General features: G+C 71.1%; 21 protein-coding genes and 1 riboswitch. Of the genes, 4 read left to right on the top strand and 17 right to left on the bottom strand.

Annotation, left to right across the window (positions count from 1 at the left end):
• Positions 1-100 precede the first annotated feature (100 nt).
• Positions 101-1,669 carry a phytoene desaturase family protein gene (locus tag ACGFNV_RS34365; RefSeq protein ID WP_393627935.1) on the bottom strand — a complete coding sequence of 523 codons (1,569 nt, stop codon included), beginning with the start codon at positions 1,667-1,669 and terminating at the stop codon, positions 101-103.
• Between the two features lie 110 nt (positions 1,670-1,779).
• On the opposite strand from ACGFNV_RS34365, the gene ACGFNV_RS34360 reads away from it, so the two are divergent.
• The gene (locus tag ACGFNV_RS34360; protein ID WP_393627933.1) at positions 1,780-2,646 is read left to right on the top strand and encodes an NUDIX domain-containing protein; all 867 of its coding nucleotides are present in this window, start codon (positions 1,780-1,782) and stop codon (positions 2,644-2,646) included.
• Positions 2,647-2,686: 40 nt separating this feature from the next.
• Here ACGFNV_RS34360 and ACGFNV_RS34355 read toward each other — a convergent pair whose 3' ends face one another.
• The 4 genes from ACGFNV_RS34355 to ACGFNV_RS34340 form a co-directional block, all read right to left on the bottom strand.
• A complete protein-coding gene (locus ACGFNV_RS34355) occupies positions 2,687-2,884 on the bottom strand; it encodes a hypothetical protein (RefSeq protein WP_393627932.1) in 198 nt (65 codons plus the stop codon).
• A gap of 21 nt (positions 2,885-2,905) precedes the next feature.
• A complete protein-coding gene (locus tag ACGFNV_RS34350; protein ID WP_393627930.1) occupies positions 2,906-5,143 on the bottom strand; it encodes a tetratricopeptide repeat protein in 2,238 nt (745 codons plus the stop codon).
• A 60-nt stretch (positions 5,144-5,203) separates the two neighbouring features.
• Positions 5,204-6,058, bottom strand: a complete 855-nt coding sequence (locus ACGFNV_RS34345) for an oxygenase MpaB family protein (RefSeq protein WP_393627928.1) — start codon at positions 6,056-6,058, stop codon at positions 5,204-5,206.
• A 557-nt stretch (positions 6,059-6,615) separates the two neighbouring features.
• Positions 6,616-7,716, bottom strand: coding sequence for a hypothetical protein (locus tag ACGFNV_RS34340; RefSeq protein WP_393627927.1), 1,101 nt, complete (start codon positions 7,714-7,716; stop codon positions 6,616-6,618).
• A 477-nt stretch (positions 7,717-8,193) separates the two neighbouring features.
• Between ACGFNV_RS34340 and ACGFNV_RS34335 the strand changes: the two genes are divergently transcribed.
• Positions 8,194-8,643: a DUF1931 family protein gene (locus tag ACGFNV_RS34335; RefSeq protein ID WP_393627926.1), complete on the top strand. Its 450-nt coding sequence runs from the start codon at positions 8,194-8,196 to the stop codon at positions 8,641-8,643.
• Positions 8,644-8,913: 270 nt separating this feature from the next.
• On the opposite strand, the gene ACGFNV_RS34330 is transcribed toward ACGFNV_RS34335, so the two are convergent.
• The 9 genes from ACGFNV_RS34330 to ACGFNV_RS34290 are packed head-to-tail and all read right to left on the bottom strand — an operon-like array spanning position 8,914 to position 18,488.
• Positions 8,914-10,695: an FAD-dependent oxidoreductase gene (locus ACGFNV_RS34330; RefSeq protein WP_393627924.1), complete on the bottom strand. Its 1,782-nt coding sequence runs from the start codon at positions 10,693-10,695 to the stop codon at positions 8,914-8,916.
• Complete coding sequence (locus ACGFNV_RS34325) at positions 10,695-10,958, bottom strand: UBP-type zinc finger domain-containing protein (RefSeq protein ID WP_361235495.1); 264 nt, start codon at positions 10,956-10,958, stop codon at positions 10,695-10,697. Before ACGFNV_RS34325 ends, ACGFNV_RS34330 begins: the two co-directional genes overlap by 1 nt.
• A gap of 6 nt (positions 10,959-10,964) precedes the next feature.
• Entirely contained in the window at positions 10,965-11,423 is a 459-nt protein-coding gene (gene trxA / locus ACGFNV_RS34320) for a thioredoxin (RefSeq protein ID WP_030039833.1), read from the bottom strand.
• Positions 11,420-14,059 carry an ATP-dependent chaperone ClpB gene (clpB, locus tag ACGFNV_RS34315; protein WP_393627921.1) on the bottom strand — a complete coding sequence of 880 codons (2,640 nt, stop codon included), beginning with the start codon at positions 14,057-14,059 and terminating at the stop codon, positions 11,420-11,422. Before clpB ends, trxA begins: the two co-directional genes overlap by 4 nt.
• On the bottom strand, positions 14,050-14,457 hold the full coding sequence (locus ACGFNV_RS34310; RefSeq protein ID WP_393627920.1) for a chaperone modulator CbpM: 408 nt from the start codon (positions 14,455-14,457) through the stop codon (positions 14,050-14,052). Before ACGFNV_RS34310 ends, clpB begins: the two co-directional genes overlap by 10 nt.
• Complete coding sequence (locus ACGFNV_RS34305; protein WP_393627918.1) at positions 14,457-15,404, bottom strand: DnaJ C-terminal domain-containing protein; 948 nt, start codon at positions 15,402-15,404, stop codon at positions 14,457-14,459. Before ACGFNV_RS34305 ends, ACGFNV_RS34310 begins: the two co-directional genes overlap by 1 nt.
• A 6-nt stretch (positions 15,405-15,410) precedes the next feature.
• Positions 15,411-16,028 carry a nucleotide exchange factor GrpE gene (locus ACGFNV_RS34300; protein ID WP_393627916.1) on the bottom strand — a complete coding sequence of 206 codons (618 nt, stop codon included), beginning with the start codon at positions 16,026-16,028 and terminating at the stop codon, positions 15,411-15,413.
• Positions 16,029-16,037: 9 nt separating this feature from the next.
• Complete coding sequence (gene dnaK, locus ACGFNV_RS34295) at positions 16,038-17,948, bottom strand: molecular chaperone DnaK (protein WP_393627915.1); 1,911 nt, start codon at positions 17,946-17,948, stop codon at positions 16,038-16,040.
• A gap of 51 nt (positions 17,949-17,999) precedes the next feature.
• On the bottom strand, positions 18,000-18,488 hold the full coding sequence (locus ACGFNV_RS34290) for a general stress protein (protein WP_393627913.1): 489 nt from the start codon (positions 18,486-18,488) through the stop codon (positions 18,000-18,002).
• Positions 18,489-18,732: 244 nt separating this feature from the next.
• Between ACGFNV_RS34290 and ACGFNV_RS34285 the strand changes: the two genes are divergently transcribed.
• Positions 18,733-20,481, top strand: coding sequence for a PucR family transcriptional regulator (locus ACGFNV_RS34285; protein WP_393628190.1), 1,749 nt, complete (start codon positions 18,733-18,735; stop codon positions 20,479-20,481).
• A gap of 232 nt (positions 20,482-20,713) precedes the next feature.
• Here ACGFNV_RS34285 and ACGFNV_RS34280 read toward each other — a convergent pair whose 3' ends face one another.
• The 3 genes from ACGFNV_RS34280 to ACGFNV_RS34270 form a co-directional block, all read right to left on the bottom strand.
• The gene (locus ACGFNV_RS34280) at positions 20,714-21,892 is read right to left on the bottom strand and encodes an acyl-CoA dehydrogenase family protein (protein ID WP_393627911.1); all 1,179 of its coding nucleotides are present in this window, start codon (positions 21,890-21,892) and stop codon (positions 20,714-20,716) included.
• Positions 21,893-22,024: 132 nt separating this feature from the next.
• A complete protein-coding gene (locus tag ACGFNV_RS34275; protein ID WP_133931573.1) occupies positions 22,025-22,789 on the bottom strand; it encodes a CbtA family protein in 765 nt (254 codons plus the stop codon).
• Positions 22,790-22,814: 25 nt separating this feature from the next.
• Positions 22,815-23,036, bottom strand: a complete 222-nt coding sequence (locus ACGFNV_RS34270) for a CbtB-domain containing protein (protein ID WP_037679945.1) — start codon at positions 23,034-23,036, stop codon at positions 22,815-22,817.
• Between the two features lie 36 nt (positions 23,037-23,072).
• Positions 23,073-23,220: riboswitch (cobalamin riboswitch) on the bottom strand.
• 114 nt (positions 23,221-23,334) lie between these two features.
• On the opposite strand from ACGFNV_RS34270, the gene ACGFNV_RS34265 reads away from it, so the two are divergent.
• Positions 23,335-23,913, top strand: a complete 579-nt coding sequence (locus tag ACGFNV_RS34265; protein ID WP_393627909.1) for a histidine phosphatase family protein — start codon at positions 23,335-23,337, stop codon at positions 23,911-23,913.
• Positions 23,914-24,384 lie beyond the last annotated feature (471 nt).

The raw sequence follows: 24,384 nt of genomic DNA, 5'->3' as shown, positions 1-24,384 counted from the left end.
AGGATGCCGCAGCCGTCCGGACGACGGAAGAGATATTCTGATGCTCCGTCAGATTTTATGGCTGACGACCTTGTCGTCGGCCACCCGCGTATGCGATCCGTCAGCCGCCGACCCCCTCCAGCACCGCCATCGCCGCGTTGTGCCCCGGCACCCCGCTCACCCCTCCCCCGCGCACCGCCCCGGCCCCGCACAGCAGCACGTTCGCGTGCCGGGTCTCCACGCCCCAACGGCCCGTACCCTCCTGGGCGTACGGCCAGGACAGGTCGCGGTGGAAGATGTTGCCGCCGGGCAGCCGCAGGTCGCGCTCCAGGTCCAGCGGGGTCTTCGCCTCGATGCAGGGGCGGCCGTCGGCGTCGGTGGCGAGGCAGTCGGCGAGGGGTTCGGCGAGGTGGGCGTCGAGCTGGGCGAGGGTGAGCTTCAGCAGTTCCTCGCGTACGGCGTCGTTGTCCTGTGCAAAGAGGCGGGCGGGTGTGTGAAGGCCGAACAACGTCAGCGTCTGGTGGCCCTGTTCGATCAGCTCCGGGCCGAGGATCGTCGGGTCGGTGAGTGAGTGGCAGTAGATCTCCGAGGGCGGGGCGGCCGGCAGTTCGCCGGCTGCGGCCTGGGCGTGGGCGGTGGCGAGCTGGTCGTAGCCCTCGGCGACGTGGAAGGTGCCGGCGAAGGCCTCGCGCGGGTCGACGGAGGTGTCCCGCAGCCTGGGCAGCCGCTTCAGCAGCATGTTCACCTTGAGCTGGGCGCCCTCGGCGGGCGTGGGCGGTGCGTCGCCGGTGAGGGCCGCGAGGTGCTGCGGCGAGGCGTTCACCAGGACGCGCCGGGCGGCGACGGTGCCCTCCGTGCCGGCCGTCCGGTAGGCGACCTCGGCGGTCGTGCCGTCGGTGTCGATCCGTACGGCCTCGTGTCCGGTGGCCAGGACGGCACCCGCGGCGCGCGCGGCGTCGGCCAGGGCGTCGGTCAGGGCGCCCATGCCGCCGACGGGGACGTCCCAGGCGCCGGTGCCGCCGCCGATGACGTGGTAGAGGAAGCAGCGGTTCTGCTTGAGGGAGGCGTCGTGCGCGTCGGCGAAGGTGCCGATGAGGGCGTCGGTGAGCACCACGCCCCGGACCAGGTCGTCGGTGAAGTGCTCCTCGATGGCGACGCCGATGGGTTCCTCGAAGAGCGCTCGCCAGGTGTCCTCGTCGTCGATGCGGCGGCGCAGCTCGTCCCGGGTGGGCAGCGGCTCGGTGAGGGTGGGGAACACCCGCTGGGCCACGCGGCCCGTCCGGTCGTAGAAGCGCTGCCAGGCCGCGTACTCGCGCTCGCCGCCGGTCAGCCGGGCGAACGCCTCGCGGGTGCGCCGTTCGCCGCCGCCCACGAGAAGTCCGGTGGGCCCGCCCCCGCGCTCGACGGGGGTGTACGAGGAGATCGTGCGGCCGCGGACGCGGAAGTCCAGGCCCAGGTCCCGCACGATCTTCTTCGGCAGCAGGCTGACCAGGTACGAGTATCGCGACAGCCGGGCGTCGACGCCGGCGAAGGGGCGGGTGGAGACGGCGGCGCCCCCGGTGTGGTCCAGCCGCTCCAGCACCAGCACGGACCGTCCGGCCCGGGCGAGGTAGGCGGCGGCGACGAGGCCGTTGTGGCCGCCGCCGACGATGACGGCGTCGTAAGCGCGGTGTCCCTCGAGTGCAGGCATGGTTCTTCGTAACACGGGGTGATCTCGATCGGCCAGAGACAGGCCCGGCGGACGGCGGCGGATCCGGCGTTCCGGCCCGCCACGCCGAGCGGCCCGTGTTCACTGTCCTGGTGACGAGCGAACTCCCCGAACCCACCCAGACCGCCGCGCTGCTGGTCAACCGGCGTGGCCAGTACCTTCTCCATCTGCGCGACGCGCACAGGCCCATCTGCGATCCGGGAACCTGGTCCCTGCCCGGAGGCGCCCGCGAGGGCACCGAGACGCCCGCGGAGGCGATCGCCCGCGAGTTGCTGGAGGAGACCGGGCTCCGCGTCGAAGGGCTCGTCCCCTACACGGTCTTCCAGAACCACATCACGGTGTTCCTGGGCCGCTGGGACGGCGACCCCTCGCGGCTGCCGGTGACCGAGGGCATCATGTTCGCCTTCTTCGACGCCGCGACCACCGCACAGCTGACGATGGCGCCCTGGGCCGCGGAGGTCATCGCCCGGCACCGGGCCGACGGTACGGTCGCTGCGCCGGCCTGTTCGAGCAGCGGCGGGGAGACCGTTCCGAACGTCCTCGGCGTTCACCTGTACCTGGAGCGCGACGGCGAGGTCCTGCTCGGGCTGCGCCATCCCGACTCGGCCTTCGCCCCGCTGCAGCACCACTTCCTGGCCGGTCACTGCGAGCAGGAGTCCGCCGTCGCCTGTCTCGTCCGCGAGGCCCAGGAGGAGGCGGGCCTGCGCGTCGACGCCGCGGACGTCGAGTTCGTGCACGCCGTCCACCTCTCCCAGGGCCCCGGCACACGCCCGCGGCTCCAGCTCGTCTTCCGTGCGCGACGTTGGCAGGGCGAGCCGCAGGTACTGGAGCCGGACAAGTGCGTCGGCTGGGGCTGGTGGCCCGCGGACGCCCTGCCGGAGCCGACGGTGACGTACACGCGGGCGGCGATCGACGGGATCCGGAACGGTCGGTTGTACACCGAGATGGGGTGGGGCTGAGCGCGAGGACGGTGCCGGGCCCAGGGTGGAAAGGTGCGCGTCAGGCGGGGAGGACCTGGGTTCGGGCGGGAACGTGCTTGTGCCAGGGGGTGCCGGCGATGGGGTCGCGCCGGGAAAGGTCCATGGGGGTGTTCAGGGCGGCGCCGATGCGTTCGGTGGTGTCGTCGCCGTTGGGCAGGTCGAGGCCGTACTCACCCTGATGACCGAGTACGGCGCAGGCACCCCGCGCGGGCTGCACTCATGGGGCCACGCGCTCCCCTCAGCCCTCGCCCGCCGCCCGCTGCCGCCGCTCCGCGACCTTGCGGTACAGCTCGACCGCCTCCGGTCCACGGCCGAGCTGTTCCAGGCAGTGGGCCTCGTCGTTGCGGCTGGAGAGGGTGTCGGGGTGGTCGGGGCCGAGGACGCGTTCGCGGGCCGTGGCGACGCGGCGGTACTCGGTGAGGGCGTCGGCCCAGCGGCCGAGCCAGCCGAGGCCGACGGCGACCTCGCGTCGGCTGACGAGGGTGTCGGGGTGCTCGGCGCCCAGGACGCGCTCGCGGATCGCGCACACGTCGCGGGATTCGGCGAGGGCCTCCTCCCAGCGTTCGAGGCGGCCGAGGTTGACGCCGAGGCCGTGGCGGGCGCGGAGGGTCTCGGGGTGGGCGGGGCCGTGGACGCGGGTGCGGTCGTCGATCAGCTCGCGGTACAGCCGCAGTGCCTCCGAGCTGCGGCCCAGCCGGCCGAGGCTGATGCCGATCTCGTAGCGGGCGGCGAGGGTGTCCGGGTGGTCGGGGCCCAGGGCCTGGGCGCGGGCAGCGGCGACCTCGCGGTAGGTCCGCAGCGCCTCCTGCCAGCGACCCAACTGGCCCAGCGCGTAGGCCACTTCGTAACGGGTGACGAGGGTGTCCGGGTGCTCGGGGCCCAGGACCCGGGTGCGGGCCGCGGCCACCTCGCACGCCATGCGGTACGACTCCTCGTGGCGGCCGAGCCTGCTGAGGTTGAAGGCGAGGTTGTGCCGGCAGCGCAGGGTGTCGGGGTGGTCGGGCCCCGTCAGGTTCTCCCGGGCCGCCAGCACCGACACGTACACCTTGTGGGCGTCCTCGTGGCGGCCCAACTGGCCGAGTACGTACGCCATTTCCTGACGGACGGCGAGCGTGTCCGGGTGATCGGCGCCCAACGCCCGGATGCGGGCGGCGGCCACGTGCTTGTACTCGCGCAGCGCGTCCGCGGCGCGGCCGGTGCGACTGAGGGTGAAGGCGACCTCGTAGCGGCTGGCGAGGGTGTCGGGGTGGTCGGAGCCGAGGAGTCGCTCGCGTTCGGCGGCGACCGCGCGGTGCACCTCGCCGGCCTCGGCCCAACGGCCGAGCCGCCCCAGGCTGAGGCCGGCGTTGTGACGTCCGGCCAGCGCGGTGAGGGTCTGCGGGGGTGGGGCGGTCGGTTCCTCGGGAGTGCCGGGCGGCTGAGCGCTGTCAGACGGCGGGCGGGGGATCCACTCGCCGGTGAGGGCCGCGCCGGCGTCCGGCGCGGTGGCGGGCAGTCCGGCGCCGGTCGCCTTGTGACCGGTGGTCATGCCCCGCGTCCAGGACGGCAGGCGGGGTTCGCGCGCGGCCCGTTCGGGCGGGCGGAAGTCGGGCTGGGGCGTGACCACGGTCGGCACGTACGCCGGTGTCGTACGGCCCAGGCCGATCCTGCGGCCCAGCTCGCGCCCGTCGCTCGGGCGTTCCTCGGGGAGCTTGGCCAGCAGGTCGAGGATGACCTTCTCCAGGTAGACGGGCAGCTCGGAGCGGTGGCTGCGCGGCGGACGGGGCGGGGTGTCGCGGTGGCCGACGAGGATCGCCCAGGGGTCGTCGAGGTCGAACGGCGGTGCGCCCGTGGCGATCTCGTACAGCACGCACCCGAGCGAGTAGAGGTCGCTGCGCTGGTCGACCTCGGTGCCGCTGATCTGCTCCGGTGACATGTAGTGCGGGGTGCCCATGGCGATGCCGGTGCCGGTGAGGCGGGAGGTGAAGCCGATGTCGTGGCCGAGGCGGGCGATGCCGAAGTCGCAGATCTTCACCGTGCCGTCGGTGAGCCGCATGATGTTGGCGGGCTTGAGGTCGCGGTGCACGATGCCCTGCTGGTGCGTGTAGGCGAGGGCGGCGGCGACCTGGTCGGCGATCTCGACGACGTCGGCCACGGGCAGCGGATGGTGCTTGTTGTCCTCCAGGAGCTGACTCAGGTTGCGGCCCTCCAGCAGCTCCATCACCAGGAACAGGATGCCGTCGGACTCGCCGAAGTCGTGCACGACGGTCACCCCGCGGTGCTGGAGCGCGGCGGCCACCCGGGCCTCGCGGCGGAACCGCTCCCGCAGGACGCGGGTGAACGCCTGGTCGCGCTGCGGCCCCAGCGGCTTGAGGCACTTGACGGCGACCTGTCGGCCCAGCGACTCGTCCCGCGCGCGCCACACCTCGCCCATACCGCCGCGCCCGATCAGATCGAGCAGCCGGTACCGGCCCTGGATCAGCCTGGTGTCCGCCATCCCCTACCGCCGCCCCGTCACCGTCGCGCCCTCCCCTGGCCCGTCCAGTATGGCGGCCTATCACCCGACTTTGTACGGTGCCGGGCGGGCCTCGGGACCCAGCCGGGCCATGGCGCGCAGGATGTGTTTGGGCGGGAGCTGCCAGCGCAGACGTGCGGGAACGCTGCGCAGCAGGGTGCCCGTGGCACGCAACTGGCGGGTGACGACAGCCGGTTGCGGTGCGGGTCTGCCGTACAGCTCGTGGGCGTACGGCGGCAGGGAGGCGTACGCCAGACGCGCCACGCGCCGCCACAGCACCTCGCGCGCCGGGACGAGGAGCGGGTGGATCGGCGGGCGGCGCAGGAAGTCGTCCACCTCGCGTGCGCCGGGTCCGGCGGCGAGGTCGGGGCGCACCTTCTCGAAGTACGCCTCCATGTCGGCCCGGTTTCCGGGGACGGCGTCGGGGTCGAGTCCCACCAGGCGGGCGCTGACGCGGTGTTCGTCGAGGTAGCGGTCGGCCTGGGCGTCGGTGAGCGGGAACCCGGAGCGGCGCAGCACGTGCAGATACGAGTCGATCTCGGCGCAGTGCACCCACAGCAGCAGTTCGGGTTCGTCGACTCCGTACCGCTCTCCCGTGTCCGGGTCGGTGGCGGACAGCATGCTGTGGATCTTCCGGACGCGGGCGCCCGCCTTCTCGGCGGCCTCCGTGGTGCCGTACGTGGTCGTACCCACGAAGTTCGCCGTGCGCATGAGCCGGCCCCAGGCGTCGCGCCGGAAGTCGCTGTTCTGGATGACGCCGCGCACCGCGCGCGGGTGCAGGGCCTGGAGGTAGAGGGCGCGGATGCCGGCGATCCACATCATGGGGTCGCCGTGCATCTGCCAGGTCACCGAGGAAGGCGTGAACAGCCCTGGATCACCCGTGCGGTCGCCAGTCATACCGGCAGTGTGACCGGGCTCGCTGGTTGGCACCAGGACTTTCACGGTAGGGCGCGATTCCGCATCGCGGTCTCGCGTCGCTGCCATCACTGTGACAGCTGTCATGGCAGTCGTGGCGCCGGGCCGGTGGGGCAGGTGCTTCAGCGGCTCCAGGATGATCCGTACGGTGACCGGCGCCGTTCTCCTGCTCCACGGTCGTGCAGGGACGCGCGGAGGTGCGCTGCTGAGGGACGGCCGAGCCGGACCGGGGCTGCGGCAGGGCGGCCGGGCCCTTCGGGGCGGTGCCTGTCGCGGGCCCGGCCCCGGGCTGCGGTGCAGTGAGGTTCCTCCGATTGACGACGAGACGGAGCGTGCTGGGGTCCACCAGTCGGCGGACCGGGGCAACCGGCTGTCCGGCGGGGACGACGGGGACGACGGAGACCCGACTGAGCACGATTACGGGATGTACAGGCCCCTGGCCACCGGTCGTCGGCGAGGTTCCCGCATCCGGCACCTTCCCCTTTCGTCCGGCCGCGTCGGTCCGCCTCGTCCCCCTGCTGGTGGTGCCGGTAATCGGTTCACTTCGAGGGCTGGTCACCGTGGTCTTGGAGCATGTGACGACGTTCCTGTTCGCGCTTGGAGTAGGCGGCTGCCCGGATCGCATCATCGCTCTCCAAGCCTGATCCCAGCGCGCCGCCCACGGTGGCGACCGAAGCGACGAACCAGGACAGCGTGAAGTACTCCTCGGCGTCCAGGGGGGTTCGTGTCACGGAAGCGAACGCTTGGTCGTTGAGGATGAACAGCGCCCACACCCAGTTGATGACCATCAAACCCACGTAGCAGACGAGCACCCCGATTCCCACGGTCACGACCGTCGAGGCGTTGTAGAGCCGCGCCCTCTGCCTCGCCTCCGGCGAGCTCTCTGCTGATCGATGCCACAGCTCCGCGTCTATGATCAGCCAGCCGATCATGAGCGCGACAGATCCGACCGTGGCGATCACGAGGCGTGGCGTGCTGAGGGACGCGGCCAGGCTCCAGACGGTGGAGTTCACGGTGGCGACTGCTCCTGTGGCGAGTGCGGCCGCCAGGGCTTTCGACAAGCCCGGCACCAACCGCCACGGCCGGTTGGCGCGGACCATACCGACGAGCACCCGCAGGTAACCGCGCGGCCCGCTGACGACGTACCGAAGATCGTCGGTCTCCTTCTCACCGGTTGGGCCCGGATGAACAGGCGCGAGACGATTGGCGGAGGGCCCCAGAAGCGGCTGACTTCGCGGAGGTCCTTCAGCCTCAGTGGTATGCGGCCCCGCCAAGCCGAGCACGGCTTCTTCGACGGCCCGTCGGGCCCTCGTCTGCAGCCGCAGGCCTCCGAGTGAAGGAAGAGAGAGCAGCGCCAAGCCGTGTTCGTGATTCAGGTTCACAGCGAGCCTGCGGCCGTGTAAGTGCAGCGGAAGGTCGGTGAGGGCCACGATGATGTCCCAGTTCTCCGCACTCCCACGGTCCATGATCCGGCGCATCAGGGTGGGCGGGTCCTCCGTCCCCGACGTGAAGGGCTCACTGACCACCTCGACGTCGAACCGTCGCCCCTGGCCCGACTTGTCGGCGAGCCGAGCAGAAAGTGTCCGGGCCATGTGCTGCGCGATCTCCGTCGGCGTGTCCGGATCCGCCAGGAGAGCCACGACCGTAACGCCCTGAGACGACACTCGCATGACTGGACCCTCCTCGTCGGCTGCCCCGCGATCCCAAGTGCCCACAGACGCCGCCGAGGTAACGTCGACGCCGCGTGACACACCGGCCCCCGCCAGCAGGTGCAGGCGGTACGGCCAGATCTCCTCGTCTTCCCAGAAAATCCAGACCGCCTGCGAGGTACAGCGCTACGTCCTGCCCGGCGTAGGGGCGGCCGGTGGGCGGGATGGGCCGCGTCAACCGGCCCTGGCTGCTGCTCACCGGCCTCTCCCGAACGCTCTCTGGCCCTGCTGTCGGTCCGCACGCCCGTCCGACAACCCAGGCAGTCGGACGCATGGGCCTGGCAGGGCAATACAGGGAGGCCAATTGGGCCCGACGTGCGCATGCGTTCGCGCGCCCCCGTCGGCCAGGCTGGCTGGGAAGCCCATGGGCCGGGAGCCACCCGGCTCCCGCAGCCGGAGGTTGCCGTCATGACCGTGATGTCCATCGCCAGGTTCGAGAGGTTCTTTCGCGCGGCCGCAGGACTGAACGTCGACAAGAACGATCTCAAGCGCTACAGCGACTTCGTCGACGCCAAGCTCTACGATCTGCTGACCGTCGCCCAGGCCACTGCCAAGGCCAACGGGCGCGACATCATCCGGACCTGTGACCTGCCGATCACGAAAGGCCTGCAGGAGAGCATTCACCACTTCCGGAAGATCGACCAGGAAGTAGAACTCAAGCCGATCCTGGAACAGCTCGCCACCCATCCCGCTCTGGACCGCACGCCCGATGAGGAGACCGAGGCGGCCTATCCGGACATCATCGGCGGACTCAGCCTGGCCCTTGCCCAGGGCTTCAAGATCCTCCACCCCGACCTGAAAAACCCCCAGACCCAGCACTGGGACGAGGCTCGAGCCGTCTTCGACCTCCTGCTGTGAGTGGCGGCGACCGGAACAGGCGGTGCAGACCACAGCCGAACAGCGTCAGCGCGTTCTGCTTCCTCGGCTGCCGCAGCGACCTGCCGACTGCCGCGGGGGCTCGTCCACGTCCAGGTGCTGCCGAAAGGTCCAGGTGCTGCCGAAAGCGGTCCTGGTCGGTGAGCCGGCCGAGACCGCGGCGGGTATCCGCCGGCTGCTGGAGCAGAGGGCGAGCCCCAGCCCTCCAGGCTGATCGGCCCACAGACTCGTGATCTCGTCGCCCGCTGAGTGTCATGCGAGCCAGGCGGACTCCTTCGGACGGGTGTGCGGGGAGCTGTCGGTGCCACCGGGCGCGGCCGTGTGGCCCAGGTAGCGGTGCACGAAGTGGATGCTCATCGCGCCTTCGCCGACCGCGGAGGCCACGCGTTTCACCGAGCCGCTGCGGACGTCGCCGGCGGCGAAGACGCCAGGCAGGCTGGTCTCCAACGTCAGGCAGTCGCGGCCCAGGCTCTGCCACAGTTCGGGGACGGAGCAGGCCTGCGCCTCCGCGCCGGTGAGCACGAAGCCGCGCGCGTCGAGGGCGAGCGCGCCGGACAGCCACTCGGTGTGGGGGTCGGCGCCGGTGAAGACGAACAGGGCCCGCACCGCGAGGTGGCGATGCTCGCCCGTACGGTGGTCGACCACGGTGACCGCCTCCAGCTCCTTGTCGCCGAGTGCCTCGGTCATCTCCGTGTGCAGCAGCACGCGCACCCGCGGGTGGCGCTCGACCTGATCGATCAGGTAGCGGGACATGTGCGCCTCGAGGCTCGGCCCACGGACGAGCAGATTCACCTGCGGTGCGTACCCGGCCAGGAAGAGCACGGCCTGGCCCGCGGAGTTGCCTCCGCCGACGACGGCCACCGGGTCGGTGCGGCACTGCTGGGCCTCGTAGACGGTCGCCGAGTAGTGGACGCTCGTTCCCTCCAGGCGTTCGATGCCGGGCACCTGGAGGCGGCGGTAGCGAGCGCCGGTGGCCAGGACGACGGTACGGGCGGTGATCTCGCTGCCGTCGGCGAACCCGACGGCGTAGTGCCCGTCCCGCCGTTCGAGCCGAGCCGCCTCCGCCGGGACGCTGATCCTGGCGCCGAACTTGTCGGTCTGGAGCACAGCGCGTTCGGCGAGTTCGGCGCCGGAGATGCCGGAGGGAAAGCCGAGCAGATTCTCGATGCGGGACGACGTGGCGGCCTGGCCGCCGCTGGCCATGGCCTCGACCACGGTCGTGCCGAGGCCCTCCGAGGCGGCGTTCACCGCGGCTGCGAGACCAGCGGGTCCGGAGCCGACGATCAGGAGATCGCCGTGATGGTTTCCGGCAGGTAGCGACGGCAGGCCCATGAGCCGGGCCAGTTCCGCGTTGCTGGGGTTGCGCAACAGAGTGGTGTCCCGCCAGATGACGAGCGGGGTCTCCTCCGGGCCGACGCCGAAGCGGCGCAGCAGTTCCTCGGCCTCCTCGTCGGTCTCCAGATCGATCCAGCGGTGCGGCAGCCGGTTGCGGGCGGCGAACTCGCGCAGCCGCCGGGTATCGGGCGAATAGCGCGAGCCGATGATGCGGAAACCGGCTCCCTGCCCGACGAGCAGGGCACGGCGGCCCAGGCAGGCGCGCAGCACCACATCACCAAGCGTGGAGTCCCGGGTCACCAGGTGACGCAGCTGATCCATGGACAGCGCGAGGACCTCGCCGGGGTCCCTGACCATCGCGGTGTAGAAGGCCACCTGCCCGTACAGCAGGCCGAGTTCGCCGATGAATCGACCAGGGCCATGCACACGTAGCAGGCGTTCACCGGGCGTGCCGTAGCCCTCGACGACGGCGACCGAGCCACTGAGGACGACGTAGAACGTCTCGCACCGCTCCCCCTCCCGGATCAGCACGTCACCGGCGTCGACCGCGCGCCGCCGGCCATGCTGCGCCAGGCGGGCCAGCTGGTCGTCCGGCAGGCGGGGATAGGCGCCGTAGATGTCGGCGGTCTCGAAGGGGACGCTCTTCTCCGCCTCGTCCGGCACAGGCGCCGGGCTTGGCCGCGTCTCGTCGCCGGGCATCACACGAACGCCTCGTGGACGAAGCACCACCGCCAGTCCTCGCCGGGCTCCAGTGACGCCACGATCGGATGGCCGTCGGCGGCGGCGTGACGGCGCGCGTGCCGGTTCGGCGACGAATCGCAGCAGCCGACGTGGCCGCAGGTCAGGCAGAGCCTGAGGTGGACCCACGGGGAGCCGAGCAGCAGACACTCTTGACACCCTTCGGGGGTCAGTGGCTGGACCGGCCGGATCAGCGCGAGGTGGGGGTCGGTTCGTACGGTCATGGCTGATCACCCTTTCCCGGCCGGTTCGCGGCCCGCGATCGACTGCTCCACCCACCGCTGCAGGGCAGGGGCAGGTGCGGCACCCGCCTGCCGGGCGATGGTCTGTCCTTTGTCGAGGACCAACAGCGTCGGTACTGCCTGGACCTCGAACCGCTGCGCCAAGCGCGGGTTCTTGTCGATGTCGACCTTGACCAGCTTGATCTTTCCCGCGAGGTCGGCGGCGACCTTCTCCAGCGCGGGGCTCACCATGCGGCAGGGGCCGCACCAGGTGGCCCACAGGTCGACGACGACGGGCACGGTGGCCTGCTCGACGACCTCGGTGAAGTCGTCGTCGCCCGCGTCGGCCATCCACGGCAGAGGCTGCTTGCAGTTGGCGCACCTGGGGCGGCCCTCGGCGGCCACGGGTACCCGGTTGGTGCGCCCGCAGTGCGGGCAGGTGACGTTGGTGGCTTGCACGGTACTCATGCCGCCCTCGCTCCCTTCACGTCCTCGGGCTGGTCGTAGGTGACGACCAGCTCTCCGTGCTCGGCGTCGACGCGGACCTTCGCGCCGTCCTGGACGTCGCCGCGCAGCAGGGCGCGCCCGACCAGCGTCTCGACCTCGTGGGAGATGTAACGCCGCAGCGGCCGGGCCCCGTAGACCGGGTCGTAGCCCTGGTGGGCGATCACCTCCCGTGCTGCGTCGGTGAGTTCGACGGTGATGCGGCGTTCGGCGACCCGTTGCCGCAGCTCGTCGAACTGCAGCTCCACGATCCGCTCGATCTGCCGCTCACCGAGCGGCTTGAACAGCACGATGTCGTCGACGCGGTTGAGGAACTCCGGGCGGAAGTGCCCGCGCAGCTCACCCATCACCAGGGCGCGGGCGTCCGGCTTGATCTCACCCTCGGCGGTGACGCCGTCGAGGAGGTGCTCGGAGCCGATGTTGGACGTCATGATGATCACGGTGTTGCGGAAGTCGACGGTGCGGCCCTGAGCATCGGTGATGCGGCCGTCGTCGAGGATCTGCAGCAGGGTGTTGAAGACATCGGTGTGCGCCTTCTCGATCTCGTCGAACAGCACAACCGAGTACGGCTTGCGGCGTACGGCCTCCGTGAGTTGACCGCCTTCCTCGTAGCCGACGTACCCGGGCGGGGCACCCATCAGCCGGCTGACGGTGTGCCGCTCCTGGTACTCGCTCATGTCGAGGCGGACCATGTTCTCCTCGGAGTCGAAGAGAGCTCGGGCGAGGGTCTTGGCCAGCTCGGTCTTCCCGACGCCGGTGGGGCCGAGGAAGATGAACGAGCCGATGGGGCGGCGCGGGTCCCGGATGCCGGAGCGGGCGCGGATGATGGCGTCGGCGACGAGCTTGACGGCCTCGTCCTGGCCGATGACGCGCTCGCGCAGGATCTCGTCGAGGCGCAGCAGCTTCTCGCGTTCGCCCTCCTGGAGACGGGCGACGGGGACGCCGGTCCAGGCGGCGACGATCTCGGCGATCTCCTCCTCCGTGACGACCTCACGCAGCAGCCGGTTCTGCCCCTGCTTGGCGGCCAGTTGCTCCTCCTCTGCGGCGAGCCGGCGCTCCAGGTCCTGGAGGCGGCCGTAGCGGAGTTCGGCGGCGCGGTTGAGGTCGTAGGCGCGTTCTGCCTCCTCCGCCTCGTGGCGGACCTGCTCCAGTTCCTGGCGCAGTTCCTGCACGCGGCGGATGGCCTGCCGTTCGGCCTCCCACTGGGCGTGCTTGGCGTCTGCCTCGCCGCGCAGGTCGGCGAGTTCCCTGCGCAGTTCCTCGAGGCGGGTTTTGCTCGCGAGGTCGGTCTCCTTGGAGAGGGCGGCCTCCTCGATCTCCAGGCGGGTGACGCGGCGGGTGATCTCGTCGAGTTCGGCGGGCATCGAGTCGATCTCGGTACGCAACCGGGCGCACGCCTCGTCGACGAGGTCGATGGCCTTGTCGGGCAGGAACCGATCGGTGATGTAGCGGTGGCTGAGGGTGGCCGCGGAGACCAGCGCGGTGTCCTGGATCTTCACGCCGTGGAAGATTTCCAGGCGTTCGCGCAGTCCGCGCAGGATGGAGATGGTGTCCTCCACGCTCGGCTCGTCGACCAGCACCTGCTGGAAGCGGCGTTCGAGGGCGGCGTCCTTCTCGATGTGCTTGCGGTACTCGTCGAGGGTGGTGGCACCGATCATGTGGAGTTCGCCACGGGCGAGCATCGGCTTGAGCATGTTGCCCGCGTCCATGGCTCCTTCGGCGGCGCCCGCGCCTACGACGGTGTGGAGTTCGTCGACGAAGAGCAGGATGTGCCCCTGGGCGGCCTTCACCTCGGACAGCACGGCCTTGAGGCGTTCCTCGAACTCGCCCCGGTACTTCGCCCCGGCCACCAGCGAGCCCATGTCGAGAGCGAACACGGTCTTGTCGCGCAGTCCTTCGGGCACGTCGCCGCGGACGATGCGCTGGGCGAGGCCCTCGACGATGGCGGTCTTGCCGACGCCTGGGTCGCCGATGAGGACGGGGTTGTTCTTGGTCTTGCGGCTGAGGATCTGGGTGACGCGGCGGATCTCGGCGTCCCGGCCGATGACCGGGTCGAGTTTGCCGTCCCTGGCCTCGGCGACCAGGTCGCGGCCGTACTTCTCCAGGGCTTCGTACGCCACTTCGGGGTTGGCCGAGGTCACGCGCTGGTTGCCGCGGATCCGGGTCAGCGCGCTCAGGAACGAGTCCCGGGTGATGCCGTGCTCCTTGAGCAGCCGTCCGGCGGCGGTGGACGAGCCCTCCTCGGCCAGGGCCAGCAGGAGGTGCTCCACGGACACGTATTCGTCCTTGAGGCGTTTGGCCTCCCGCTCGGCCGCGTCCAGCAGGCGCGCGAGCCGCTGGGTGACGAGCACCTGACCTGGGGCCGCGCCGGGTCCGGTGACACTGGGGCGGCGCGCCAGCTCTTCGCGCACGGCTTCCCGGAGCTGCCCGGGCTCCCTGCCCGCCTGTTGCAGCAGCCGGGGGATCAGGCCGTCCTCCTGGTCGAGGAGCGCGAGCAGCAGGTGCTCACCGTCTACCTCGGTCTGCCCCATGCGGACGGCGGCGGTCTGCGCCTCCTGGAGGGCTTCCTGTGACTTCTGGGTGAGACGGTTCATGTCCATGGGGGTGAGTCACTCCTCCTGCCGCGCTCGCGCAGTGCGGCTTCGAGCAGGCTGATGCGGTCGAGCAGGTCGAGCACCAGACCGATGGATGCGTAGTTGAGGCAGAGTCCGGAGCGCAGCCGCTGGACGCGGGCGAGGACCGCCGGGGCCGCGGGGTCGAACACGAGGTGCCCCGCGGCGTCGCGCTCGGCGTCGACCAGTCCGAGGGCGACGAACCGGCGGACCAGGTCGGGGTGGAGGCCCGAGCGGAGGGCCACGGTGTCCAGGGAAAGCCTGGGCACGGGGACGAGCGCGTACCGCACGGCCGTGGAGCCGGCGCTCGTCCGTACGGGACGCCCGCCCGCGTCGGCCCGGGCGGTCCGACCGCCGGTCGACGCCCATGAGGGTCGGTCGCTCATCACGTCCTCCTGGGGTCGTACGAAGAGGTGGCGGCGAGCTCCTCGAACAGCTCGCGCTCCCGGTCGCCGAGGGCGGGCGGCACCATGACGCGGAGTTCGGCGTACAGGTCACCGTTCGCGCCGCGCGGGTTCGGCATGCCCTCGCCGCGCAGCCGCAGTCGCCGGCCGCTGGACGAGCCCGCGGGCACCGTGACCTTGGCCGTGCCGCCGCCGGGGGTGGGCACCGGCACGGTCGCACCCAGGGCCGCCTCCCAGGGGGTGACGGGGAGCTGTACGTGGACGTCGCGGCCGTCCAGCCGGAACCGGGGGTGGGGCTGGATACGCACCCGCAGGTACAGGTCGCCCGCGGCGGCGTCACCACTGCCCCGGCCGCCCTCGCCCGCCAGGCGGATGCGCTGCCCGTCGGTGACGCCGGGCGGTACGTCGACCTCGTACCGTCGCGGCTGCCCGGTGGGGCCGGCGAGCGTGACGGTACGGCGGCCGCCCCTGTACGCCTCCTCGACGGTGAGCGGCAGCTCGGCCTCCTGGTCGGCCCCCGGTACACCGCCGGGGGCGGCGCCTGCTCCGAAGAGCGAGCCGAGCAGGTCCTCGATGTCGACGCCCTCCGCTGCGAAGTCGTCGCCGAAGCCGGTGTACCGGACGCGGGGGCCGCCCGCACCAGCGGTCCTCCGAGCGCGGAAGCCGCCGCCCGCTCCGGCCGCGACCCGTTCGTCGAAGTCCTCGGGGATCTTGCGGAAGTCCTCACCGAAGCGGTCGTAACGGGCCCGTGTCCTGGGGTCCGAAAGGACGCTGTACGCCTCGTTGAGGTCCTTGAAGCGTTCCTCCGCCCCCGGGTCCTTGTTGACGTCGGGGTGGTACTTGCGGGCGAGTTGGCGATATGCCTGCTGGATCTCGTCCTGGCTCGCGGTCCGTGACACGCCCAGCACCTCGTAGAAGTCCTGTGCCATGACCGGTCACTCCCGCTTCGCGACAGTCACGGCGGCGGGCCTGAGCTGCCGTTCCCCGTCCCCGTAGCCCGGGCGCAGCACCTCGACGACCGTGCCCGGTGGGGCGTCGGGGTCCTGGACGACGCCGACCACCTCGTGCCGGGCGGGGTCGAAGGCGACGCCGGTTTCCGCGTGCCGCGGGTAGCCGAGCAGTTCGAGGACGTTCACCGCCTGGTCGCGGACCGCCCTGACACCCTCCACGATCGCGCCGGGGTCGGATCCGGCATGGATCAGGGCGAGTTCGAGGTTGTCCAGCACGGGCAGGAAGGCGGCGGCCGTGCGGGACCGCTCGGCCGTCCGCTCCCGCTCCAGTTCCCTGGTGTGGCGCTTGCGGAAGTTGTCGAGGTCGGCGAGCGCGCGCCGCCAGCGGTCCTCGAGTTCCTTGAGCTCGGCCGTGAGCTCGTCCTCGGACGGTGCGGGGCCGCCGGCCGCGTCGGGGCCGGGTTCCGCGTCCGTGTCAGCCCCCGGCCCCGTCGGCGTGCCCGAGCGCGGAAGATCCCCTCGGGGAGGGCGTACGGCGCCCTCCGGAGCCGGGTCGGCCGGGTCCGGCACGGCCGGGTCGGATTCCCTGGGGTGGATCGGCATGGCGGTTCCTCAGTCCTTGTCGAACTCGGCATCGATGACGTCGTCGTCACCGCCACCGCCGCTCGGGCCGCCGCCGGTCGCACCGTCCCCGGTGGTGCCCTGGTCGGGACCGCCCGTGGTGGCGCCGCCCTGATGCGCCGCCAGCCCTGACAGCACCTGCTGGAGTTCGGAGGTCAGGGGCCGCACCCGCTCCACGCCTGCCTCCTCCTTGACCGCCGCCCGGGCATCCGACACCAGCATCTCGGCGCGTGCCTTCTCGTGCGCGGGTGCGGCGTCGCCCAGCTCGGCGAGGCGCTTGTCGACCTGGTAGGCGACGGCGTCGAGCTCGTTGCGGGCGTCGACGGCCTCGCGCAGGGCCTGGTCCTGGCCCTGGTTGCGCTCGGCCTCCTGGACCATGCGCTCGACCTCGCTCCGGTCGAGGTTGGAGCTCTCGGTGATGGTGATGCCCTGTTCCTTGCCGGTGTCCCGGTCTCGGGCCTTGACGTTGAGAATGCCGTTGGCGTCGATGTCGAAGGTGACCTCGACCTGCGGTTCGCCGCGCGGCGCCGGACGGATGTCGGTGAGCTGGAAGCGGCCGAGCACCCGGTTGTCGGCTGCCCGTTCGCGCTCGCCCTGGAGTACGACGATGTCGACGGCGGGCTGGTTGTCCTCGGCGGTGGAGAAGGTCTCGCTGCGGCGCACCGGGATGGTGGTGTTCCGCTCGATGATCTTCGTCATCACGCCGCCGCGTGTCTCGACACCCAGCGACAGGGGCGTGACATCGAGCAGCAGGACGTCCTTGACCTCGCCCTTGAGCACCCCGGCCTGGATCGCGGCACCCAGGGCCACGACCTCGTCGGGGTTGACGCTCATGTTGGGTTCCTTGCCGCCGGTCAGCCGGCGCACGAGGGCCTGGACGGCGGGGATGCGGGTGGAACCGCCGACGAGGATGACCTCGTCGATGTCGCTCTCGCCGACCTTGGCGTCGGCCATGGCCTGCTGGACCGGTCCCAGGCACCGCTCCACCAGGTCGCTGGTGATCTGATCGAACGTGGACCGCATGACCGAGTCGGTGAGGTGCTTGGGGCCCGAGGCATCGGCGGTGATGAACGGCAGGCTGACCTGTGTCTGCGTCACCGAACTCAGCTCGGTCTTGGCCTTCTCCGCCGCTTCGAACAGACGTTGCAGGGCCTGCGGATCCTTGCGCAGATCGATGCCGTTCTCCTTCTGGAAGTCGTCCGCGAGGTAATCCACCAGTCGCCGGTCGAAGTCGTCACCGCCCAGGTGACTGTCGCCCGCTGTGGAACGCACCTCCACCACGCCGTCGCCCACGTCGAGGATGCTCACGTCGAACGTGCCGCCGCCGAGGTCGAAGACCAGCACCGTCTCGTGCTGCTTCTTGTCCATGCCGTACGCGAGGGCGGCCGCGGTCGGCTCGTTGATGATCCGCAGCACTTCCAGTCCCGCGATCCGCCCGGCGTCCTTGGTGGCGGTGCGCTGGGCGTCGTTGAAGTAGGCGGGCACGGTGATGACGGCCTCCGTGACCCGTTCCCCGAGTTGCTTGGAGGCGTCGTCGGCGAGTTTGCGCAGCACCTGGGCGCTGATCTCCTCGGGAGCATAGAGCTTGTCGCGCACCTTGAAGCGGGCGACGCCGCCCGGGCCCTCGACGACGTCGTACGCCACCGCCCTGGCCTCGTCCGGGATCTCGTCGAAGTGCCGGCCGATGAACCGCTTGGCCGAGTAGATGGTGCCCTTGGGGTTGAGGATCGCCTGGCGCCGGGCCAGTTGACCCACCAGCCGTTCCCCGGTGTCGGTGAAGGCCACCACGGACGGTGTCGTACGGTTGCCCTCGCTGTTGGGCACGACGGAAGGTTCGCCGCCCTCCCACACGGCGATCACCGAGTTTGTGGTGCCCAGGTCGATGCCCACTGCCTTGGCCATGAGGAACTCCTCCCGGTGCGGCGGCATGCGCCGCACCTGCGGTCCGATCGTTCATGTATGGGCGGGACGTCCGCCGACGCCGGTGGTCTGCAGCCCGCCGAGCAGCCGTACGGCCTCATCGGCGACTGCTTCGTCCACGACGACGTCGTACCGGGTGGGCTGCATCGAGCGGACGGAGGCGAAGTCCCGTCGGCCGCCCTGCAGGGCGTACAGCAGCAGGCCGAACAGCGCGCCCACGATCGCTCCGAAAATCAGGCCGTAGAGGGCGACGAGCAGCGCGGATACGAGCGGGTCCACCCAGTCGACCAGGCCGAAGAGCCAGCCGATCAGCGCTCCGGGAAGGGCCCCGCTCCCCGCTCCGTGCAGGGCGGCCCTGCCATAGTCCATACGGCCGACGACCTGCTCGACGAGGCGGACGTCCTGGCCGATGATGGCCACCCTCTGCACGGGAAACCCCTGGTCCGAGAGGTGGTCGACAGCGCGTTCGGCTTCCTGGTACGTCTCGTACGTGGCAACGTTCCTACGAGGCTGCTCGCTCATCGCCCAGCCCTTCCTGCCGGTGCGCACGGCGGCCCCCGGCACGCCCCAGACTCGCGAACCGAACAGCTCTGCGCCTGCACCCGGCAGGTCAAAGAACAACGGAGCCCGTCCCCCCGCGAGCACGAGACGGAGCCTCCCGGACATCTCGGGTACGTTGCGGGGAAGGCGTAGAGGAGAGGCGCTGTCACTTCTCCGGGGGCTCAGGGAAGGGAGTGATCCCATGGCCGGCTTCAGGGGCCGGAGCATGCACCGACGCCGTCCCGACCGGGAAGGCGGCCTTCCGCCGGGCCGTCTGGGACAGCACCCCACGATCTCGCGGCGAGGGTCCCGCCGGTCCCTTTCCACCCTGGCATCCCACATGCTGTCGGCAGTCTCTCGCGCCCAGTTCGACACTCGGGACGAAAGCGAGATCCTGCGCCTGGCCATGGACCACGTGTCGGCTGTCGGCCCGTACAGAGCCGAGGCCGGATACCTCACGGTGCACGGCCATATGGTTCCCAGCCCGCAGGTCGGGCCGGGTCATACGTCAGCCGTCGACCGGACGGTGCGAGAGCTGACAGGGCGGGACGTCCCCGTAACCGTTCCCGGCCGGTCCAGGGGCCGGGCCTTGGCCCTGCACGGACCCGGTGGACTGCACGGCTACCTTGTGGTGACGTCCCGGTCCCGGCCCACCGAAGCCCAGCACGTCCTGCTCGCCATGCTCGTACGCCTCACCGCCGCGGCCCTGTCGGTCGCCGTCGCGCACCGCCTGCAGCGGGAAGACGCCCTGGAGCTGCACCGACTGCGACGGGAACGGGCAGCCTTCCAGCAGCGGCTGATCTCTCTCGTGGTCGAGCTGGGATATCAGCGGGCCGTGCACGAGGCCCTCGCCGAGGTCGCGTCCTCGGGCGGCGGCGAGGAGGCCATCACCAGCGCACTGCATGAGCTCACCGGATTTCCCGTGCTGGTGGAGGACCGCTTCGGCCGACTGCGGTCCTGGACCGGTCCCGGCCGACCCGACCCCTATCCGGAACCGGACCCCGCACGCCATGAGGAGATGCTCCAGACCATCGCCCGGAGAGCCGGAGCTGTGCGCATCAAGGACCGGCTGATCTCCCTGGTACGCCCCCGCGGTGAGGTCCTCGGAGTACTGGCCCTGGTCGATCCCCGGGACGACGCCGACGAGTACACCGTGTTCGCGCTGGAGCACGCCGCCACGTCACTCGCCGTGGAACTGTCGCACGTGCGCCATCTGGCTGAGGTCGAGCTGCGATTGTGCCGCGAACTGGTCGACGATCTTCTGGAGGGCACGGACGAGGCGAGCGCCTACGCCCGGTCCGAGGCGTTCGGACACGACCTGCACCGCATCCAGTACGTGGTCGTCGTGCAGTGGGGGAACCGGGCCGCGGACGACGCTTTCGCGCGGACCGTGGGCCGGGCGGCTTCGGCCGTGGGCATGCCGTCGCTGGTGACTCGGCGTTCCGACCACGTGGTCCTGGTCGCCGAGGGCAGGCCCCACGACCACGCCTTGTACGAGTCGCTCGCCCGGGAGACCGGGACACCGGACGGGATGATCGGGGTGAGCGCCCGCTGCGACACCCCGGACGGTATCCCCGGCCGCTACCAGGAAGCACTGCGTGCCCTGGAGGTACGGCGCCGGTCCCGAAGTCGATACGGCACGACGTTCTTCGACGATCTGGGCCTCTACCGCATCCTGGGGCCTGGAAACGAACACCAGGAGCTGGAGGCCTTCGTTCGGGAATGGCTCGGACAGCTCGTCGACTACGACGGCCGGCACCGTACGGCGCTCGTGGAGACCCTGTCCCGGTACTTCGACTGCGGCGGCAACTACGCCGAGACCGCCGAATCCCTCGCGATCCACCGCAGCACGCTGCGCTACCGGCTCCAGCGCATCCGTGAGATCAGCGGCCATGACCTCACGGACGTGGAGGACCGCCTCAACCTGCAGGTCGCGACCCGGGTGTGGAAGATCATGCTGGGCGGACCGGGTTGAGGAGCCCACGGCGAGGGGACGGGCTCAGCTGTCCCTGTCGCCGTGGGCAGCAGGCTGCACTCCGCCGAATTGGCTCGTCAGGCATCACGCAGACCGCCGCCAGCGGCTCGAAGGCGATGGCCGGCCGCACATCCTGCATCGAGGTGTGCGCCGGCACCTCTCAAAGCCCCCGTGATCTTGGTGCCAGTTATCCCTCTTCTGAGCCGACTAAAAATCCTCGTCACAAAGCAGGCTAACGCCGGACCCTCGGCATCCCCAGACCGATCCACGAGATGATCTCGCGTTGGATCTCGTTGTTGCCGCCGCCGAAGGTGAAGATGACCGCCGAGCGGTAGCCGCGCTCCAGTTCGCCGCGGAGGACCGCGCCGGCCGAGCCCTCCCGCAGCGCGCCGGGAGCGGCGACGATCTCCAGGAGTGCCGCGTAGGCGTCCCGGCGCGCCTCGGAGCCGTAGACCTTGACGGCGGAGGCGTCCTGCGGGGTGAGGGTGCCGTTCTGGACGGCGGTGACCATCTGCCAGTTGAGGAGCTTGAGGGCGTCGAGCCGGGTGTGGGTGCGGGCGAGGAGACGGCGCACCCAGGGCAGGTCGACCACGCGGCGGCCGTCGGCGAGCTTGGTCTCCATGGCCCAGCGCTGCACGTCGTGCAGGGCGCGGATGGCCATGGTGCCGTGGGCGGCGAGGGTGACGCGCTCGTGGTTGAGCTGGTTGGTGATCAGCCGCCAGCCCTGGTTCTCGGCGCCGACGCGGCGGGAGACGGGGACGCGGATGTCCTCGTAGTAGCTGGCCGTGGTGTCGTGCCCGGCGAGGGTGTTGATGAGGGTGCAGGAGTAGCCGGGGTCGGTGGTCGGGACGAGGAGCATGGTGATGCCCTTGTGGGGCGGTGCCTCGGGGTCGGTGCGGACGGCGAGCCACACCCAGTCGGCGGTGTCGCCGTTGGTGGTCCAGATCTTCTGGCCGTTGACGACGTACTCCTCGCCCTCGCGCACCGCGCGGGTCTTCAGGGACGCCAGGTCGGTGCCCGCGCCGGGCTCGCTGTAGCCGATCGCGAAGTCGATCTCGCCCGAGAGGATCCTCGGCAGGAAGTACGCCTTCTGCTCGTCCGTGCCGAACCGCATGATCGTGGGGCCGACGGTGTTGAGCGCCATCAGGGGCAGCGGGACGCCCGCCTGGGCGGCCTCGTCGAAGAAGATGAACTGTTCCATCGCGGTCAGTCCGCGCCCGCCGTACTCCGTGGGCCAGCCCACGCCGAGCCAGCCGTCCGTGCCGAGCCGCCGGATCGTCTCGCGGTAGAAGCGCTTCTGGGCGGCGGGGTCGGCGTGCCGGGTGTGGGCGTTGTCGGGCACCAACTCGGCGAAGTAGGCGCGCAGTTCACTGCGCAGCCGCTGCTGCTCGGGCGTGTGGTCGAGATGCACGGCGCCTCCTGGCTCCCCTGGGCCGGTCCTGACGGCGCACACGGTAGAACGTGTTCCAATAATTGGGAATGGCGGGGAGACATGAAGAGGCCCTCGGCCCGGGCGCCGAGGGCCTGTTCTACCGGGAACCGGTCACGATGCCACGGGAGTCGGCCGTGCGGCGGCGACCTCCTGCGCCGTGGTCCGTGGCGCGAGGACGCGTTCCGCGAGCAGCCCGAAGACCAGCCCGAAGGTGGTCCACAGGGTGGCCTGCACGGCGAGTGCCGCCAGGCGGAACTGCCACAGCAGGGTGGCCGGGAAGTGCTCGGGGACCTCGTTGAAGGACGGCAGGAAGGCGTACGCCAGCCCGACGGCCAGGACGAAGAACGCGCCCGCGACGAGGGTCGCGTTCCAGTTGCCCAGGCGCGGCGCAAGGCGCCGGCCCAGGATGACGGTGGCGACGGCGAGCAGGACGCTCAGCACCACCATTAGGAAATAGAGGGTCGTTCGCTGTCCGATCGTGTCGGGGTCGCCGACGGCGGGCGGGTTGGCGGGGTACTTCAGGAACGGCACGACGTACACCGCGACCAGGCCGGCCGTCGCCAGGAGCAGCGCGCTCGCGCGCGGCCCGAAGCGACCGATGCGGCCGAGGGCGAAGCAGTACGCGAGGGCGGCGATGCCGCCGAACGCGACGCCGTAGACGAGGACACCGGTGGACAGGCCCGCGGTGGACTGCATCGTGCGGCTGACGGGTTCGGCGCCTCCCCCGTGGTGGTGGGCGTGCGCCTCCTCGAAGGCGATGGCGGCGTCGACCCTCGACTCGCCCAGGAAGTAGGCGACGACGAGGGCGAGCAGGCCCGCGGCGAGGCCCGCGAGCATGCCCCGCACCAGGAGGGTGCGGACCGTGGTGGAGTTCATGGGCGGGTACGTCCTTCCCCGGCCGTCAGTGGCAGGGGAAGCCGAGCAGGTGGCGCGCGTCGTGCACCCACTCGTGGACGTCCTCGCCGGACATCACGGAGGTGGCGCCCTGTTCGGCGCCGACGAAGTAGAGCAGGACCAGCATCAGGATGCCGAAGAAGACCGCCCAGGGGACGATCGCGCCGATCGGCAGCTTCTCGGGTACGGCAGTGGGGGCAGCGCTCGGCTGGACGGCGGACTGCGCCATGGCAGGACCTCCTGGGGGAACTCGCGTCCCGTATCGGTGGTGCACAGGACGACGGACGCGGGTCTGACTCACCCGGCCCGCACCGCAGTGCGTGCCCGGCATACAGTGGCGCGACCGTGCCGGATTCCCACCGGCTTCCACGTACCGTCGTCGGTTTCGACGTGACCGTACCGCGACGCAGGGAATCGGCCAAGGGCGCGTGTTCGGCCGCGTGCGCCCGGACGGGACTGGTCACCCGTCAAGTCACCGTATATGGAGGGGTGTTGAGCGCGGGAGTGACGAGGATGACGGAGTGGGCATGACAAGCCGAGTGATGTTGATCTCACCGGCGATCAGCGCGGCGCTGCGGGAGGCCCGCTTCGACGACGGCTGCCCCCTCGACCCGGCGGGGCTGCGCCGGGCCCGGGCCGCCGCGGGCACCCTGCCGGCCTGGGAGAGGGCCTGGTCCTCTCCTACCGCGCGCTGCCGCGAGACGGCCGAGGCGCTCGGGCTCGACGCCGCGACCGGGCCCGAGCTCGCGGGGCTCGACGCGGGCCGCTGGCGCGGGGCGACCCTGGCGGAGGTGAGCGCGGCCGAACCCGCGGCTCTCGCCGAGTGGCTGTCGGATCCGGGCTCCGCCCCGCACGGCGGGGAGTCGGTGCGGACGCTGTGCGACCGCGTGGCCGCCTGGCTGGAAACGGCTGCCGGTACGTCGGGGCGGACCATCGCCGTCGTCGAGCCGGAGGTGTCCCGAGCCGCGATCGTCCGCGCCCTCGGCGCACCGGACCAGTCCCTGTGGCGCACAGACGTCCCACCCCTCACAGCCGTCGAACTCAGCGGCAGATCGGGCCGCTGGAACGTCACGGTCGGACACCCGCTGGGCGGGGCGGCACACTGAGCCGCTCACCCCGGAGGGGCTTGGATCAGACGGTCGCGGGCCTCGGCGCTTCGCGACCCACCCCGTGACCCACCCGCTGTCCGATAGCGCGTCGGCGACCGGACCTGCGGCAGCCTTGCGGCACGCGGGTGCCCCGGGACGGCTGCCGTGGCGGACGGCCGTGACTCCCGCACGGTCCCACCGCAACGCAAAGACGGTCGGACGGGCGCCCGGCGACGGCGGCCGTGACTCCGGGACGGCTGACAACCGCTCGGCGAAGACCCACCGAGCCACCCGGCTTCAAGGCATCCATGAAACATGCGCCCGCACCAGTCGACACGTCAGGATCTGCCGGGCGGCCACGATCGCGCGGGGGTTCCCGGGGAGGCCGGGCGGGCGGTGGGCGTCGGAGGGCCGATGGCCTGTCGGCGGCAGCCGTGGATGTCGGGTAACGGGCCGGGACGCATCGCCGAGGGTCGCCGTGGCGCTCCC

The sequence above is a fragment of the Streptomyces sp. NPDC048751 genome (assembly GCF_043198595.1).
GTDB lineage: Bacteria > Actinomycetota > Actinomycetes > Streptomycetales > Streptomycetaceae > Streptomyces.
Note: the sequence above shows the minus strand (reverse complement) of the source record. Positions and strands in the feature narration are given on the sequence as shown.